Here is a 16131-nt window from a genome sequence, read left to right on the forward strand (position 1 = left end):
AGCGCTGAAGCTATTGTTTTCGCCTATGTGTATATCGATGGCAGAATGGTCCTTTTGTAGCACGAAAAAAGGTGGTTGCTTCCCTAGGGAAACAACCACCTTGTAAAATTTGTACCTTATTACCTCTGGTTGAAGTAGCTCAAGAGGCGAAGAATCTCTGTGTACAACCAAACCAACGTCACAGCCAGGCCGAGTGCCACACCCCATGCGTTCTTGGAGGGAGCCCCCTGGCGGATAAGGCGATCAGCGATATCGAAATCCTGCAAGAAGCTCATTGCCGCTAGCCCGATGCACACGAGCGAGAAGATAATGGCGATAGGGCCACCGCTATAAAGCCCGAGGCTCACCCCAAAGAGGCTCAACACTAGGTTGCCCACTACAAGGACTAGAACACCGATGATGCAGGAGGTGAGGATTCGGTTGAACTTAGGCGTAACTTTCACTGCGCCTGTCTTGTACACGTACAGCATTCCAAGGAAAACGCCAACGGTGCCCAGCACTGCCTGACCGATCAAGGTTCCAGCGTTTTGTCCGCCAACAAGCCAGCCGGACAAGACAAGGGAGATACCGCCTACGAACAACCCTTCAAATGCCGCATAGGTCAAGGTGATGGGTGCAGAGCCGAACTTACGGCCAAAGGAAGAGATCAGAACGGTGATCAGGCCGCCGATGGCGCCGACACCCGTCAGCATCAGCGCGATGCCAGGGTTCACCTGTGCGATTCCGAAGTTAATGATCGCAAAAGCGATGATCACTCCGAGAGTGATTCCAGTCTTGGAAACCACATCATCCACCGTCATAGGACGGTCATTGACCTGTGGCTCAAGCTGGTTGTAACCATATCCTCCGTAGGGGTTATCAATCTGCTGCTGGTAGCCCGCCGGGGTCTGTCGTTGGCGGGAACCCGTCAGAGAATTTAAGACCGGATTGCTGCTGCGCATGGGGCGACACTTTTCCTTTCGCACCGATTCGTTTTCTGTGTACTACCTAGAAACGATACAGGTAACACTTTTGTTCCCGTAATTAAAAAAATGCCTCACACATATCTTCCCGCGAAGCTTCCCAATAGGAACAACTACGAGCTGGGAATCAAAAGCTTTTCTGCAGCAACCCTCTCGCTTGCTGCAAGTGGACGCAATTCCGCCGTGGTCGCCGGATTTGAGCAATACTGTAATGCATCCATGAGCGTGAGTCCGTCATGTGCGTGTGCCAACGGAATCGGAAGAGCTATCGAGCCTGCTGCAACATCAACTCGGGTATGCGTATCGGACGGAATAGTTACGGTTTCGCCCATGCCTACAAAGCGGCAATATCCAGGAGTAGTCACGGTGGCGGTTCCTTTATAGATCCACAATGCTAGATCCTGCTCAGCACGAGCAAAGGTCGTTGTAGCAGGAATGTGTGGCGGCTCCCCTACGCTTCCCATCCCTGTTGCACTGCCGGTAAAAGCAGACGGGGTTAACCCGGTATGTCTTCTAAAAGCCCGCGTCAACGACGAGGTTGCACTGAATCCCACCAAGTTTGCGACCACGGAAATCGTAAAATCGTGAGGAAGAAGGGTGGCTGCAACAGAAACCCGATGAGCCGCGCGCCACTCGCTAAAAGTAAAGCCGGTTCCCTGCAGGAATTGGCGCTGTAATGTTCGCGAGCTCACGTGGAAGCGCTGAGCAAATGAGACAAGCGAAGTTTGATCAGCCGGGTTAGCAACAAGCAGTTGAGCAACCATTTTTGCAGCACCGGCCTGCGGAGCAGGGGGCGGGCATGCGCGTTCGCTAAAAAGGCTTGCAATCTCCGGAGACAAGTTCTCCTCGCCCATCAAACTCCGAGCAAACTCGTACACCATACGATGAGACCAACGGGACCCTAAGTGCACTCGCCTCGTATTTCCTTGGAAATGGAAGCCCGGGAAGGTGATAGGCAGTACCACGCCGTGCCCCGAGACAAAAGCGCCTACTGGGGCTACCACGAGGTCTCCTGCCATCACTGTAACTACCCGATCCGGCGCGTTGACAGTCGCAGTGCCCTGATCGCACCAAAGTAATACGGTGCTACCGAACTTAGAAGTATGGGAAGTCACGCCAACCCTTTCTGCCGCATGTGACATAAAGTGCAATGCTTTTCGCACGTCATCAATTACCAAGAAAAATAAAAACTACACGCGATACGTGATGTTTTTCCTCGATATTTTCCATCTTTTCCATAGCCCCATAAAGACGCCTTTATGCCACATCGTACAACATAGGTTTCCCTAAGCATACTTCCATGGGTTGATAGAGAAACATACTTCACACAAAAATAAAACCACCGAACACATCACAGTGCCGGTGGCAAGAGAGAACATCAAGCCAGTTTCCTAGGCGGTAAGTCGAGACTTCCTATGTGAACTTTCATACGAAAGAGGTCTCAACGAAGTAACTCCCGTATGTCGCTCACCACGATTTTCCAGGATGTACGTCCACGAGGAATCAGCATAAGGGTCGATCACGCCGAGATGATATACAGCGCTATCAAAAGACTCCTTTTTCGCCGCAACTGAAGGTTGGAATCGCACGTTGTCGTAAGTCATAGCTCTGCCTTTCAAGGATGGTAAGTACCGATTTTTTTATGTAGACCCAAAGTTGATGGCCCTACTCCTTTTCGATGACTTCATGCTAAAACCGATCCCTTGCAAACCCCTCGGGTACAGCTGCCAATCCGCTGTGTATTTCCTTGCAATCGATTTCCCAACCTTTTTGCGCTCCCGCCCCCACCCCACAACGCAAAAAAGAGCATCCCAGCAAAATAGTTCGCGACTGGGATGCTCCTGCTGTGCCCCCACTGGGACTCGAACCCAGACTGCATCGATTTTAAGTCGACTGCCTCTGCCGATTGGGCTATGGGGGCAACGCACCTGCTTAGTTTAGACCGAATGTGGCACGTACTCAAAACCTAGGTTCTCAAGCCGGGGGCGCCTGTTCATACGTCTCTGCTAATCCAGCGATGATGCCATCCAGAATATCTTTTTCAGAAATAACAATTCGGTCAGAATCAGTCTTGCAACGGATCATGTCCAAAATGCCATCCACGACTACAGCGCCGCCCGCGATCACATCCGCACGCCCAGGGTGCATCACAGGATGTGCTGCCCGTTGAGCAGATGTTTCCGCAATTAGCTGCGCCGTTATCACCTGAAGCGCGTCCAAACGCAGTCGAGCGTCATGGATCGCCGCAGGATCATAAGACTCTAGCCCCAGTGCCATTGCCGCAAGGGTGGTGAAGGTCCCCGCACACCCCACAAATGTAGAGGCTTTCTCAACAGGGACGATTTTCTCTACCTGCGCAATACGTTCAGCCACGTAATCACGAGCTATTTCGATCTCTGTATCCGTAGGAGGGTCTGCTCGCATAATGCGCTCCGTAAGCCGTACGCACCCCATTTGAGCAGAATGGGAACCATAAATCTCGCCGTCCGACTCCCCGACAATAAATTCGGTAGATCCCCCACCCAGGTCGATCACACACAATGGCCCAGATTCACCATCAAGATCGGCAACCGCCCCACGGAAAGACAAGGAAGCTTCTTCTTCCCCAGTAATCACTTCAGCCCGTGCGCCAGGAGTAATCCTGCCTAGGAGGCTACCGGTCATGGCAAAGAATTCATCCTTGTTTCGCGCATCCCGAGTTGCAGAAGTAGCCACCATACGCACGGCTTGCACACCGTGTTCTTGCATGAGTTCTACGTACTGAGTAAGCGCCAGCCGAGCGCGTTCTATTGCATCTGGAGCTAATTCACCAGTGCCATCGACGCCTTGTCCTAGGCGCACAATGTTCATCAATCGGCATACCTCGGTGGCAACACCATTGTGTACCTCGCTGATCAGCAGCCTGATTGAGTTTGTACCGCAATCAACAGCGGCAAACTTGGTCACTGAGCCCCTCCAGGAACGTCTGCATGGCTGAAGTCAAAGTCTGAAAGATCGATTCCCAGCTCAGCGCAAGTTGGCCAATCTTCTGGAATCGCGCTTCCCCGCAGGCCTGCATGCTCAGCAGCCATAGCTACGGCCTCAGTGCCTAGCCTGAAGTGTTCTGGCCCCTCTGCTAGTGCATATGCGATAAGAACATGCAGGCATTTCACCCGATCAGGCATGCCGCCACCAGAGAAATCTGTCCCCAAATCCCCAATCGCATTTCTTTTAGCCAAGAAATGCTCATGCGCCTTGAGGTAATCAGCACGCAATTCCTCATCGTTTTCTAAACGATCGGTCATCCACTTCATCACGTGAGCAACCTCTAGGCGAGATGCTTCTGCAGTAAGACGCGGCTCGGTGAGGTAGTAGAGAGTAGGAAATGGGGTGCCGTCGTCAAGCTTAGGCGTAGTCATCACGACCCCAGGAACCCCATCGGGTGTGTGATAGGAAATTTCTATCACCCCGCGCGGCATGCGGCCCAGTTGTTCTGCTACTACGGAAAGATCGGCTTGGGAAACACTCATAAGGTGTATTGTCTCACGCCAGACGTGAAACCCCGATTTTGGATCACCTAATGCGGCATAGCTTTAAGGCGCTGCAGGTGGCGCAGGAGCCTCCGTAGGAATGATGGGAAGATGCATTTCTGGACCATGCGCTTCCCCGGTTTCCTCAGCAGGCGTTTCCGGAATGCTCACAGAATCCCAGAGCTTTTCAAACCATGGGCGCGAATCGTTGTGGTTCGTGTGTTCCCCACCGCCCATGGGTTCCTTGGATTCCAGTTCCGGGGTCAGCACTCGGTAGGCGCGTTCTCCGCGGGCAATCACACCGAGTCGCGTACGAGCCTGTTCCCTGACATAAGCATCGGACTTGTATTTGTCCAATTCCGAGAGCAGATCGTTTTTCTTTTGCTGTTTCTGTTCGATCGAAGACGTAAGGCGCGCAATGTCTGCCCGTTGCACCATGTAGGTGTGAAGAGGCCGAAAAATCATGACGACAAGGATTACTACCACTATCCCCACAATGATCAGGCCTCTGGCGTGCAGGCGAATACGCTTGCGTGGCAGCTTGAACCCACGCGTTCGCTCAGGACGATTCACTACCGGAACCACACGCTTTTTCTTGATCACCATAGGAGCAACATTCTAGCGCTATCTAGCCATCCACTGTTTAACGCCACACAAAAAACATCTTTAACAATAGAATCAGCGCCGCAGGCTTCCTATCGTCGAGAAAACCTACGGCGCCAACCGTGGGTATTGCATAACCTTATATACCCACGAGTGCCGACCTAGCCTATGCTTTAGCCCTGGAAACGTGGGAAAGCAGAGCGACCTGCATACACAGCAGCGTCTCCCAGCTCCTGCTCGATGCGCAGCAGCTGGTTGTACTTTGCCACGCGCTCGGAGCGAGCGGGTGCGCCGGTCTTAATTTGACCGCATCCAAGTGCGACCGAAAGATCGGCAATCGTGGTGTCTTCAGTTTCGCCGGAGCGGTGAGACATCATCGTGCGGTAACCGTTGCGGTGAGCAAGGTCAACGGCATCGAAAGTCTCAGTCAAGGTACCGATCTGGTTGACCTTTACCAAAAGCGCGTTGGCGGCCTTCTTATCGATGCCTTCCTGCAGACGGGCAGGGTTGGTGACAAAGAAGTCATCGCCGACGATCTGGACCTTATCTCCAATAGCTGCGGTGAGGTTGCTGTAGCCCTCCCAATCGTCCTCCTGCAGTGGATCCTCGATGGAGACAATTGGGTACTGCTCGATAAGGTCGGCGTACACCTTTGCCATCTCTGCAGCGGTATGCTCGCCACCTTCAAAGTGGTACTTGCCATCTTTGAAGAACTCGGAGGAAGCAACATCCAGGGCCAAAGCAATATCAGTACCTGGCTTCATGCCAGCCTTCTCGATTGCCTCGACGATAAGGTCAAGAGCAGCCTTGGTGGACTCTACGGAAGGTGCGAAGCCGCCTTCGTCGCCAAGCCCGGTAGACAGACCCTTGGACTTGATCACGGATTTCAGTGAGTGATAAACCTCAGCACCCATGCGCAGGGCATCGGAGAAGCTCTCAGCACCGATAGGAGCAATCATGAATTCCTGAACGTCGACACCGGAATCAGCATGTGCACCACCGTTGACGATGTTCATCATTGGAACAGGAAGAAGGTGCGCGTTTGGGCCACCGACGTAACGGTACAGCGGAAGGCCTGCGGACTCTGCGGCAGCCTTGGCCACAGCCATGGAAACACCCAGGATGGCATTAGCGCCCAGACGCGACTTGTTCTCAGTTCCGTCGAGAGCGATCATGGCCTGGTCGATAAGGCGCTGATCGTCAGCCTCTGCACCTGCAACAGCGTCAGCGATTTCCTCGTTGATGTTATTGACGGCATTGAGAACGCCTTTACCCAGGTAACGATCGCCGCCATCGCGAAGCTCGTGTGCCTCATGAATGCCGGTGGAGGCACCTGAAGGGACACCAGCGATGCCATGAGCACCGTCATCAAGGAAAACCTCTGCCTCGACGGTGGGGTTACCGCGGGAATCGAGAATCTCACGTGCGAAAACGTGCATAATGTCAGCCACTGTTTAGCTCCTAATGCGTTATGGATGCAAGTTGTTCTTGCTTTGCAAGTTAATCACGTGATTCCGGTCCCAGCACATCATAAGAATGATCTTTTCCTCAAAGAGGTTCTCCTATGGGAAAACATTCTTTGCAAAAATGTTGACCAATCAAACATCAACTGTCCGAATCACGCGTCCGTATCCAATTATGCCAACAATTCGGAAATTTTGGCGGGCAGTAGACGTGAGTTATTACACAGCCGGCTGGCGCAGCGCGTAGGAAGCGGCCGCATTCCGCACCTTAATTAAATAGTCATTAGACATATTGTATGCATGCAGCGCCGAGGTCCACCCCTCTTTAGTGGCCAAATCTCGGCCGTCGCATAGCATATTCGCAGCACTCAGAGCCGCGTCGTCGATCTGGTTGGGATCTGCCACGCCATCCCCATTGGCATCGCGCCCGTACTTTTTCCATGTTTCGGGGATAAACTGCATGGGGCCGACAGCTCGGTCATAGACGGTGTCTCCGTCAAGAACGCCATTATCGGTGTCCAGGACCTTGGCAAAACCGGGTGAACCATCAAGCGGAACCCCGATAATCGGAGGCAGAACAAAACCGTTGGCGTCTATTTCACGGCTTTCAAACAGATGCCCGGAATATGTCCCGTGTCGAGTTTCCACGTATCCCAGCCCAGCAAGCGTCCCCCAACTCAAATGACACCCCGGCCACGATTCCGCAGCAATAAGTTCCGCATTGCCGTACGCCCGTATCGCTGCAGAGCTTATCGACGTATCCGCCGCGATAGGATCCACCCAAAACGCAAGTTTGTCAGACGTTCGCCCCGGCGCATGAACGTCTATCCGGGGAACTTCCGCTGCTCTAGCCGGGGGCACCGAAGTCGGGACATCTTGCAACTGGCGCACAGGAGACTCGCCGTCAAGGAAAGAAATCGCCCATCCCACAAGAGAAATAACAAGAATCACCGACAACACAACACCCATCCCGCATCCTGCTGCGCGGCGAACTCCTGAACTCATGGCGAACCAGTCTACAGAAAAAAAATAAAGAACCCTGACCATAAGATAAGACGGTTCTATGGCTAGGGCAGCCCACGCGCGGGGCGTCGACAAGCTAACAACGCCCCCTCATCCCTGTAGTTTCCCCGCAACCCACAGCCGCTCCTGTTCAGCCACAGGCACTACACCCGTAGAGCCGTCAAATAGATAGGGCTGACGTTTTTTCATCTTTTTTACAAAGCTCGCGGCCACGTCTTCAAAGTTAAAGGCTCCCCTTCTAGTCGCTATCTCCGCATGGAACAACACTTGCAGCAACACATCACCCAGCTCCCCGATCAATTCCTCATCCGAGGCCCCCTCGCGGATAGCACGGATTACCTCCGCGCTTTCCTCCTCAAGATAGGGAATGAGGGAATGGTGGGTCTGATCCTGTTCCCACTCTCCGCGACATAACGCTTGGGACATCACAGCCCTCGCCTGCCCTATAGCTTCCCGCCTGGAATCAACCTCATACACGTGCGCACCGCGATCGATTGCCTTAACAATCACAGAATCCAACTCATTAGTGTCCACAATGAGATTTTCCGACCCTACCTGCACATACTTAGAAAGGGTCCCGCGCACCGACGCCGGAACTTCATCTGTAAATATGATTTTTCCTGAGAGTTTCTTTAGTATTCCTACAGGAACCATTGTGGGCCAGCGCGGGTTTAGGAGGAGAACCATCATGTTCAACGATCTTAAGCCCTCCTCTTTGCCTGCCACTCGTTGACGGTTAAGGACCAACAATCGGCTGCGACTGGAATCTAATTCAGTTGCGTCAGTATTGACTAGTTCACACAGAGTGTAAGATTCGTAGGACTGAAAAGCCTTACTTTTCTACTGAGTGAATACATGTGTTTTGTTTTCAGCCTTGGCCTCCTAGTTGATTGAGTGCAGTGTGTTCCCCCAAGTCCCTAGTTATTTTGTTTCATATGTAATGAGGTATCCATGAACCTTGCAGCTTCCAGCGCTGACAAGAAATCACAGCACACGGTTCGCATCTGGACACTCATCGGCCTGATCATCGGATCCACTGTCGGCTCGGGAATCTTTTCTTTGCCGCAAAATATCGCTTCAGTGGCTGCGCCGGGAGCAATGTTCATCGGCTGGGTCATCGCGGGTGTGGGCATGTTGGCAGTGGCCTTTGTATTCCAGATACTTGCGCATCGTAAACCGCATCTTGATTCCGGCGTTTACTCCTATGTACGCGCAGGATTAGGCGATTTCATCGGTTTTTCCTCGGGTTGGGGTTATTGGCTGGGCAGCGTGATCGCGCAAGTTGGTTACGCCACTTTGTTCTTCTCCACGCTAGGACACTACATCCCACTCTTTAATACAGAGCATCGCCTGGCGTCTGCAATCGCAGTGTCCCTGATGACGTGGCTCATCTTTGCTGTTCTCTCTCTAGGAATTAAGCAGGCCGCCTTTATGAATGCAGTCACCACGGTAGCCAAGTTGCTCCCTATCCTGGCGTTCATCGTCTTGGTCATGTTCCTAGGCTTCAGCTGGGATAAATTCACCTTTGATTTCTGGGGTGATTCCACCGGCGCCTCTGTTTTTGACCAGTTACAAGGCATCATGCTTTTCACCGTATGGGTATTCATCGGCGTTGAAGGCGCCTCGGTGTATTCCAAGCAAGCCCGTACGCGTGCCGACGTCGGACGCGCCACCGTATTCGGTTTCTTCACGGTGCTACTTTTGCTCGTCACCGTCGCAACGCTGTCTTATGGCGTCTTAACACGCGAGGAACTCGCAGCCCTTCCTAACAACTCAATGGCCTATGTTCTAGAGGCCGTCGTCGGACCCTGGGGCGCAGGACTCGTCTCCGTTGGTCTGTGTCTGAGCGTTCTCGGCGCCTATGTCTCCTGGCAAATGCTCTGCGCAGAGCCAGTGGCCATGATGGCCTTCGACGGTCTGCTCCCCCGACAGCTAGGGAAAATTAACGCTTCCGGTGCCCCCTGGGTGGCCCAGTTAATTTCTACAGTATTGATCCAAATCTGGGTGGTCGTTTTCTTTATCAACCAGACCACGTATGTGTCCATGGTTCAGCTCGCCACTGTGCTGTACCTCGTGCCTTATGTTTTCTCCGCGTTCTACCTCATCTTGCTAGCGACCCGAGGCAAAGGGATCTCGCACCCGGCGGCAGGCACTCGTTTCGATGATTCTGGCCCAGAGGTCAGTGACAAAGAAAATCGCCGCCATCTCGCGGTGGCACTCCTTGCCTTTGTGTACTCGCTGTGGTTGTTCTACGCAGCAGACCTTAAGTATGTGCTCTTCGGGGCTTTGGCGGTTCTACCCGGACTTATCCCCTATGTGGGAACCCGCCTCTACAAAAAAGAGCAGGTTTTCAACGCATTCGAGTGGGTAGTGGTCGCACTCATCGCGGGCGCAGGATGTTATGGAATCTACGGCATTATCACCGGGACTATGTCGCTCTAAACATCGAAATCCATAAAAGCGCACTGTTCTCTGGAGCAGTGCGCTTTTATGTGTTTTCGGTTCCTTGCGGCCTCATCGGGTGAGAACCAAAACGGGATTATCGTGAGGCGCTTTGAAAAACCCGGTCAGCGCATCCGATACTTCCTCCTACGCGCTTCACGTTTGTCCTCGTAGTCCTCGTCATCATTGCGCTCGCTCCGCCTGATGACAGTACGTTGAGTAGTACGTGCCCGACCCTGAGAGCTGGGCGATTCCCCCACGGAGATGATTTTTTCAGGCACGGCCTCCCCGGTGACTGAGATGCGCGGCACTTCAAACATTTCCGATAGGAAATCTGCTACCCACTGGAGGAGGGCGACGTCGCGAAGCGGTTTATCGGTAACGTTGCGTCCCTCCTTAGGAAAGGACAGCTGGATAGCCTTAGCCGCGGCGCGGTACGTCGCGGAAGGCAGCAGTCGTTTAAGCCGGACTTGCTTGGAATCCGGGAGCTCCACCGGATGAATCTTGATCCGCGTTCCTTGCACACCAATATCGCTAATGCCCGCGGACCTGGCGAGGTGTCGTAGTCGCGCCACCGCCAGAAGACGTGTGACTTTTTCAGGCAGTGAGCCGTAGCGGTCCTCCATCTCCTCTACCACGAGTATCAGATCGGCATTGCTTTGCGACGCCGCCAGCTTCCTATACACCTCAAGCCGGAGTCGTTCAGCATTGATGTAGGACTCTGGGATGTGCGCGTCCACTGGCAAATCGATGCGGATTTCTTTTGGCCCGTCGTCGGTGGCATCGATGATTTTTCCGTCTGCGAGGGCTCGGTAGGCTTCCACTGCCTCGCCAACAAGCCGCACATAAAGATCAAATCCTACGCCTGCGATATGGCCCGATTGCTGTGCGCCGAGCACGTTACCGGCACCACGCATCTCCAGATCTTTCATGGCTACCGCCATACCGGCACCCAAATCGTTGTTCTGAGCGATGGTAGCTAGGCGGTCGTAAGAGTTTTCTGTCAGCGTTTGTCCCTTGGGATACAGGAAGTAAGCGTAACCACGTTCCCGGGAGCGCCCTACGCGCCCCCGCAGCTGATGAAGCTGCGAAAGTCCCATATGGTGTGCGTTCTCCACAATGAGGGTGTTGGCATTGGCAATATCCAAACCAGTCTCCACGATGGTGGTACATACCAGCACATCAAATTCGCGATCCCAGAATCCCTGGACAGTTTGTTCCAGAAGCTCCTCGCTCATCTGTCCATGCGCAACAACAATACGAGCCTCCGGCACGAGTTCTCGTAGGTCTCTGGCTTTCTTTTCAATATCGGAGACTTTGTTATGCACAAAGAACACCTGGCCGTCTCGCAGCAATTCACGCCGGATGGCCGCAGCGATTTGCTTATCTTCTTGCGCCCCAACGTAGGTCAAGATGGGGTGGCGATCCTCGGGAGGGGTCAAAATGGTCGACATCTCACGGATCCCGGCCATCGACATTTCCAAGGTTCGCGGGATCGGGGTGGCAGACATTGTCAGCACATCAACGTGGGTGCGTAATGCTTTGATGTGTTCTTTATGCTCCACACCAAAACGCTGCTCCTCATCGACGATGACCAGTCCGAGATTCTTCCACTGAATTCCTGTCTGAAGCAGGCGGTGCGTGCCGATCACGATGTCCACGGTGCCGTCGGCAAGCCCTTTTATGGTTTCCTTCGCTTCAATCGTGGAAGTAAAACGGCTTAAACCTCGCAGATTTACAGGGAATCCGGCCATACGCTCATCAAATGTGGACAGATGCTGCTGCGCTAACAGCGTGGTAGGAACCAAAACCACCACTTGTTTTCCGTCCTGAACCGCCTTAAACGCAGCCCTCACAGCAACTTCCGTCTTGCCGTAGCCCACGTCGCCTATGATCACGCGATCCATAGGAACGGGCTTTTCCATATCCGCCTTGACCGCCTCGATGGCCATCATCTGGTCTTCAGTCTCAACGTATGGAAAGTTGTCTTCCATCTCATGCTGCCAGGGGGAATCAGGCGCAAAGGGATGCCCCGGCGCGGATTGCCGCTTGGCATATAGCTCGACGAGTTCACCGGCGATTTCTCGAACCGCAGCACGGGCCTTTTTCTTAGTGTTCTTCCAATCGGAGCCGCCCATCTTGGACAACGAGGGCTTCTCGCCTCCCACGTATTTGCTCAGGAGGTCGAGGGAGTCCATGGGAACGAAAAGCTGGTCTGCGGGCTGTCCCCGTTTTGCCGGCGCATACTCCAAGACGATGTATTCCCGCCTTGAGGTTTCATCCCCGGACGTAATTGTTCGCTCGGTCATCTTGAGAAAGCGCCCAATGCCGTGGGTCTCGTGGACCACAAAATCGCCGGTCTTCAGAGCGAGCGGATCTACGCGGTTGCGTCGTTTAGCTGGACGACGCTTTGCCCCTGCGATGTCTCCTACGCGGTTACCGGTGAGGTCGGTCTCTGTGACCACGACAAGGGGCAATGCCTCGGTTCCAGCTTTTTTGCGGACTCTAGGAAAGACGAGGCCCGCGTGGCTAAGCGCCTGGTAGAGAGTCACTTCTCCCGGGGTGGGTTCCCAACCCGGTGTGGCTACCTTTGTGGGGATTCCTTTTTCTTTGAATCTATCCACCATGCGCTTGATCGCGCCCTTGGCAGGGGCGATAAAGGCCGCCCTGCCGCCCGCGGTGGTATGGGCTAGCAGCAGGGACATCATCTCTTCAATCTGAGAGAGATCACCGCGCGGGGTGGGTCCTGCTGCAAAGTCGAGTGGAAGGGTGTCCGCATCATCTGCTTCAAACATGCCGGAAGGCGCAAAGGTCCACCATGAACACCCCGCCTGGCGCGCGGATATTTCTAAAGACTCATACGAGCGATAGGAACTAGCTTCTAGATCTAGTCCTTGGGCAGCAACTGGCCCAGCGGCGCCCATCGCTGCGGCCTCCCACCCCGCTGCAAGGAACTCTGCGTCGGTGGCCTGCAAATCCGCTACCCTAGTGCGAATTTTTTCCGGACCAACTGCTATCACGTGCGTGCCCTGTGGCATGAGCTCAGGAAGAGTAACCAAAGGGGTATCCACGAGTGCTGGTATGAGCGCTTCTATGCCGTCAGCGGGAGTGCCATCCGCCAGCTTGGATAAGAGCTCTTGCAGCGTAGGGTTTCCCTGATACTTCAGGGCTAAATCGCCGGCGCGCTCTGCTACGCCGGGTGTGACGAGGAGTTCGCGGGCAGGGAAAATTTCCACGGCAGCGTGGGAAGAATCTGGGATTGCCCGCTGGTCGGCCACGGAGAACTCCCGGATCTCCGTGATCTCGTCTCCCCAGAACTCTAAGCGAACAGGCCGGTCCATTGTCGTGGGGAATATGTCGAGGATGCCGCCTCGGGTAGCAAACTCCCCGCGCTTAGCCACAAGGTCAACGTGCTGATACGCCCGAAAAATGAGCTGCCGCGTGAGGTCTTCCAGATCATAATCTTTTTCAGCCGCTAGGAGGAGGGCGTTACGCCCCTCTGCTTCCTGAAGAATCGGCTGGCTCACGCCACGTGCGGCAGTCACCACCACGCGCAGGTCATTCAGGTGCGACAAAATCTTAGCGCGTTGTCCCGCTACATCCGCGGCTGGGCTGAGGCGCTCGTGCGGAAGGGTCTCCCATGCGGGGAACCAGGCTACCGAGTCTCCAAGCATTGCCCGAAGCTCCGCGGTGAGGTCCTCTGCTTCACGTCCGGTAGCCGTGATAACGAGGACTGGGGCGCGGTGCGATAGCGCTGCGATAGTCCAGGGGCGAGATTGGTCTATGCCAGTAATATGCAGCGCTGGGTCACCAACGTGTTCCAGCAGCCCTTTGATTTTGGGGTCTGTCGCCGCAACTTTAAGTAGCCCCGCGAGCATAGCGGGATGATGGCTGTTAGTGGTTGCGTTATCAGTTGACAACAAGAAACTCCTCAAAGAACTACGACAAAGACTCGGGTGATGTATCCCCCGATTGCTCGCAAGAGAGCCGGTGGAAACAAAGCTTTAATGGGAGCCTAAAGTCTCCGGCTTGTTTCCGATTTCAGACAAGGACGGTTCGGGTTCTATACCGGCTAGACCATTCCAACAGAGATTCACGATATGAGCCGCAACCTCTTCTTTTGTGGATCCGCCGAGCTCTTCTTTTTGGTCCAACCACCATTGGGCGGTCATGGAGACCATTCCCACGAGTGCCTGGGCATAAAGAACGGCATTCTTGGGTTCTAGTTTTGACCGTTCAAAAGCTTGTTCCAGGATGTATGAGACCTGCACGACGGCGTCATTAAGCAATGTGGAGTAGCTACGAGCCTGACCGGCTTTCATATCCCGCACCAGAATCTGGAAGCCATCAGTATCTTCTTCCACATATGTAAGTAGCCCTAGCACGGCTTGTTCGATGCGCGCTCGCGAACGACCAGTCTGCAAAGAATCGGTAATCGCTTTTTCCAGCCGAAGCATCTCACGGTCAACAACTACAGCATAGAGCCCTTCTTTGCCCCCAAAGTGCTCATACACCACTGGCTTGGACACACCCGCACGAGCAGCAATTTCTTCTACACTCGTCCCCTCAAAACCACGCTCAGAAAACACGCTGCGCCCGACCACAATGAGTTGTTCTCGGCGTTCTTTTCCAGTCATTCGCTTTCGGACCATATTCACTACCTTATCGTGTCCTACACAAACGCTGTTTATGCTATCTGACAGCCCACTAGAAACCGCTCTTCTATGCACAAAACCCCGGCTCCACGTGAGTGAAGACGGGTTCAAGATTGCTTCCCCACCAGGACTCGAACCTAGAATGACGGTACCAAAAACCGTAGTGTTGCCGATTACACCATGGGGAAAGATGAGGCCACCGATAATGCTCAAAGCATTAGGCGGAACCACCGAAGGGGATCATACAATATTTTCTCTCCTTTGGAAATTTTAGGATTACACCCTCAAGGATTCCTTTGTGGATCCTCCTCGCCACTGCATCATCACCGCGTGTGTCGACATCACCAAGCACAGCGTCACCGTCCCCACCAAACAGACGGTGCCAAAAGCACCCAGCCACGTAAAAAGCTTAAGCCGGTACCACGGGCAAACAGAGTGGCTCCCAATGCCAAAGTGCCAAGGGGGAATGTCATCGCCCACCATCCCGGAGTAAAGGGCATCCGCAGGTAAAACCCTCGTAGGGTCATCGCCACGGCAAAGATCACGAGAGGGATTCCCACGATGAGCATGATCCAGCCATAAAGATTGGCCAGATTATGCATAGCCGCTTGTGTTCCAGGGAGCACAAGATGGTCGGTCTGAAAAGCCATCGCCTGCGCCGCAGCCGTCGATTGTCCTACTACGCCCAGGGGTATCCATGCCGATACGGACGCAGCAGCGGGAATGGGTTCTACCCGCCATTGATGGTTGTACGAGCAAGCGAAAATGATAGAGCCGACAAAAAGCGAGAGGAAAAAGCATGCGATGGAGATAACCTGCACATAAGGGTCCAGAGTTTCCGACACATGCGGCACCAAGTTGGCCCCCGTGGTGGAGGAAACCATAGGTCCCACTACGGCCAAGCCCCAAATGGTCGTAGGCGCGCCACGGTCCACGCCTATTAAACGGGCCGCAAACCCAAACGCTGAGCACACGCCCACAACAGTGCCAAACACCCACATCCCAGTATTGAGCGCCCAAACAACGCGGAGTAGTTCTGGGACAAGAGGAGGGATAACTATGGTGCTGGCAGACCCCACAGAGAGGTAGCCCATAGAGACCGTCGCCCAAAACGGCATTTGCGAGAAATCTGCTATTGAACGGCTAAAAACACTAGGTTTACGCACAACACGAAACACAAATCCAAAGGTCAAACCGATCAACAGCGTCCATGCAATCCCTAGCACCACGGCAGAAAGAATATGCGCGCCGGGCAGATGAGGGGCCTGAGCATGAAGCAAGTTTGCCAATAGCCCGGTTCCCATCACAGAGGGAAACCATGCAGGACCCGCTGGTGGAAGAGGGACCCTCGAACCATGACCGGGCGTGGTGCCCTGTTTGCGAGAAGTCCGAGCATGGGTAGAAACAGAATGACGAGATTCCAAAGACACTACTGTTGTCCTTATTGCCGATAAAACGTACTACTGCCTATAGC

The 16131-nt window shown here is 53.9% G+C and carries 11 protein-coding genes, 1 tRNA gene and 1 pseudogene; 1 reads left to right on the top strand and 12 read right to left on the bottom strand.

Annotated elements, in window-relative coordinates; translation table 11 throughout:
• Window positions 1-119 precede the first annotated feature (119 nt).
• The 9 genes from ET810_RS10770 to ET810_RS10815 form a co-directional block, all read right to left on the bottom strand.
• Window positions 120-941: a Bax inhibitor-1/YccA family protein gene (locus ET810_RS10770; RefSeq protein WP_087453692.1), complete on the bottom strand. Its 822-nt coding sequence runs from the start codon at window positions 939-941 to the stop codon at window positions 120-122.
• A 134-nt stretch (window positions 942-1075) separates the two neighbouring features.
• Window positions 1076-2104: a helix-turn-helix domain-containing protein gene (locus ET810_RS10775; protein WP_087453691.1), complete on the bottom strand. Its 1029-nt coding sequence runs from the start codon at window positions 2102-2104 to the stop codon at window positions 1076-1078.
• A 705-nt stretch (window positions 2105-2809) separates the two neighbouring features.
• Window positions 2810-2883, bottom strand: a tRNA-Leu gene (locus tag ET810_RS10785).
• A gap of 53 nt (window positions 2884-2936) precedes the next feature.
• Window positions 2937-3908, bottom strand: a complete 972-nt coding sequence (locus ET810_RS10790) for a Ppx/GppA phosphatase family protein (RefSeq protein WP_087453690.1) — start codon at window positions 3906-3908, stop codon at window positions 2937-2939.
• On the bottom strand, window positions 3905-4471 hold the full coding sequence (locus ET810_RS10795; protein ID WP_087453689.1) for a DUF501 domain-containing protein: 567 nt from the start codon (window positions 4469-4471) through the stop codon (window positions 3905-3907). The genes ET810_RS10790 and ET810_RS10795 overlap by 4 nt, the downstream gene beginning before the upstream one ends.
• Window positions 4472-4534: 63 nt before the next feature.
• Window positions 4535-5077, bottom strand: coding sequence for a septum formation initiator family protein (locus ET810_RS10800; protein WP_087453688.1), 543 nt, complete (start codon window positions 5075-5077; stop codon window positions 4535-4537).
• Window positions 5078-5247: 170 nt separating this feature from the next.
• The gene (eno, locus tag ET810_RS10805) at window positions 5248-6525 is read right to left on the bottom strand and encodes a phosphopyruvate hydratase (protein ID WP_087453687.1); all 1278 of its coding nucleotides are present in this window, start codon (window positions 6523-6525) and stop codon (window positions 5248-5250) included.
• A gap of 231 nt (window positions 6526-6756) precedes the next feature.
• A complete protein-coding gene (locus ET810_RS10810; RefSeq protein WP_087453686.1) occupies window positions 6757-7542 on the bottom strand; it encodes a lytic transglycosylase domain-containing protein in 786 nt (261 codons plus the stop codon).
• Between the two features lie 108 nt (window positions 7543-7650).
• Complete coding sequence (locus tag ET810_RS10815) at window positions 7651-8256, bottom strand: MazG nucleotide pyrophosphohydrolase domain-containing protein (protein ID WP_087453685.1); 606 nt, start codon at window positions 8254-8256, stop codon at window positions 7651-7653.
• 255 nt (window positions 8257-8511) lie between these two features.
• On the opposite strand from ET810_RS10815, the gene ET810_RS10820 reads away from it, so the two are divergent.
• Window positions 8512-10002, top strand: coding sequence for an amino acid permease (locus ET810_RS10820; protein WP_087453684.1), 1491 nt, complete (start codon window positions 8512-8514; stop codon window positions 10000-10002).
• A gap of 125 nt (window positions 10003-10127) precedes the next feature.
• Here ET810_RS10820 and mfd read toward each other — a convergent pair whose 3' ends face one another.
• From mfd to ET810_RS10840, 3 genes and pseudogenes are all read right to left on the bottom strand, one after another.
• The gene (mfd, locus tag ET810_RS10825) at window positions 10128-13880 is read right to left on the bottom strand and encodes a transcription-repair coupling factor (RefSeq protein ID WP_171483262.1); all 3753 of its coding nucleotides are present in this window, start codon (window positions 13878-13880) and stop codon (window positions 10128-10130) included.
• Between the two features lie 126 nt (window positions 13881-14006).
• Window positions 14007-14654 carry a TetR/AcrR family transcriptional regulator gene (locus tag ET810_RS10830; RefSeq protein WP_087453682.1) on the bottom strand — a complete coding sequence of 216 codons (648 nt, stop codon included), beginning with the start codon at window positions 14652-14654 and terminating at the stop codon, window positions 14007-14009.
• Window positions 14655-14933: 279 nt separating this feature from the next.
• Window positions 14934-16087 (bottom strand): annotated as a pseudogene (locus ET810_RS10840) (TDT family transporter).
• Window positions 16088-16131 lie beyond the last annotated feature (44 nt).

The sequence above is a fragment of the Corynebacterium silvaticum genome (assembly GCF_004382825.2).
Taxonomy (GTDB): Bacteria; Actinomycetota; Actinomycetes; order Mycobacteriales; family Mycobacteriaceae; genus Corynebacterium; species Corynebacterium silvaticum.

What these genes read in the sequence shown, in the direction of transcription:
- ET810_RS10820 (WP_087453684.1), top strand. Translation starts at nt 8,512, where the DNA reads ATGAACCTTGCAGCTTCCAGCGCTGACAAGAAATCACAGCACACGGTT.
- mfd (WP_171483262.1), bottom strand. Translation starts at nt 13,880, where the DNA reads ATGCTCGCGGGGCTACTTAAAGTTGCGGCGACAGACCCCAAAATCAAA.
- ET810_RS10770 (WP_087453692.1), bottom strand. Translation starts at nt 941, where the DNA reads ATGCGCAGCAGCAATCCGGTCTTAAATTCTCTGACGGGTTCCCGCCAA.
- ET810_RS10810 (WP_087453686.1), bottom strand. Translation starts at nt 7,542, where the DNA reads ATGAGTTCAGGAGTTCGCCGCGCAGCAGGATGCGGGATGGGTGTTGTG.
- ET810_RS10795 (WP_087453689.1), bottom strand. Translation starts at nt 4,471, where the DNA reads ATGAGTGTTTCCCAAGCCGATCTTTCCGTAGTAGCAGAACAACTGGGC.
- ET810_RS10800 (WP_087453688.1), bottom strand. Translation starts at nt 5,077, where the DNA reads ATGGTGATCAAGAAAAAGCGTGTGGTTCCGGTAGTGAATCGTCCTGAG.
- ET810_RS10775 (WP_087453691.1), bottom strand. Translation starts at nt 2,104, where the DNA reads ATGTCACATGCGGCAGAAAGGGTTGGCGTGACTTCCCATACTTCTAAG.
- ET810_RS10830 (WP_087453682.1), bottom strand. Translation starts at nt 14,654, where the DNA reads ATGGTCCGAAAGCGAATGACTGGAAAAGAACGCCGAGAACAACTCATT.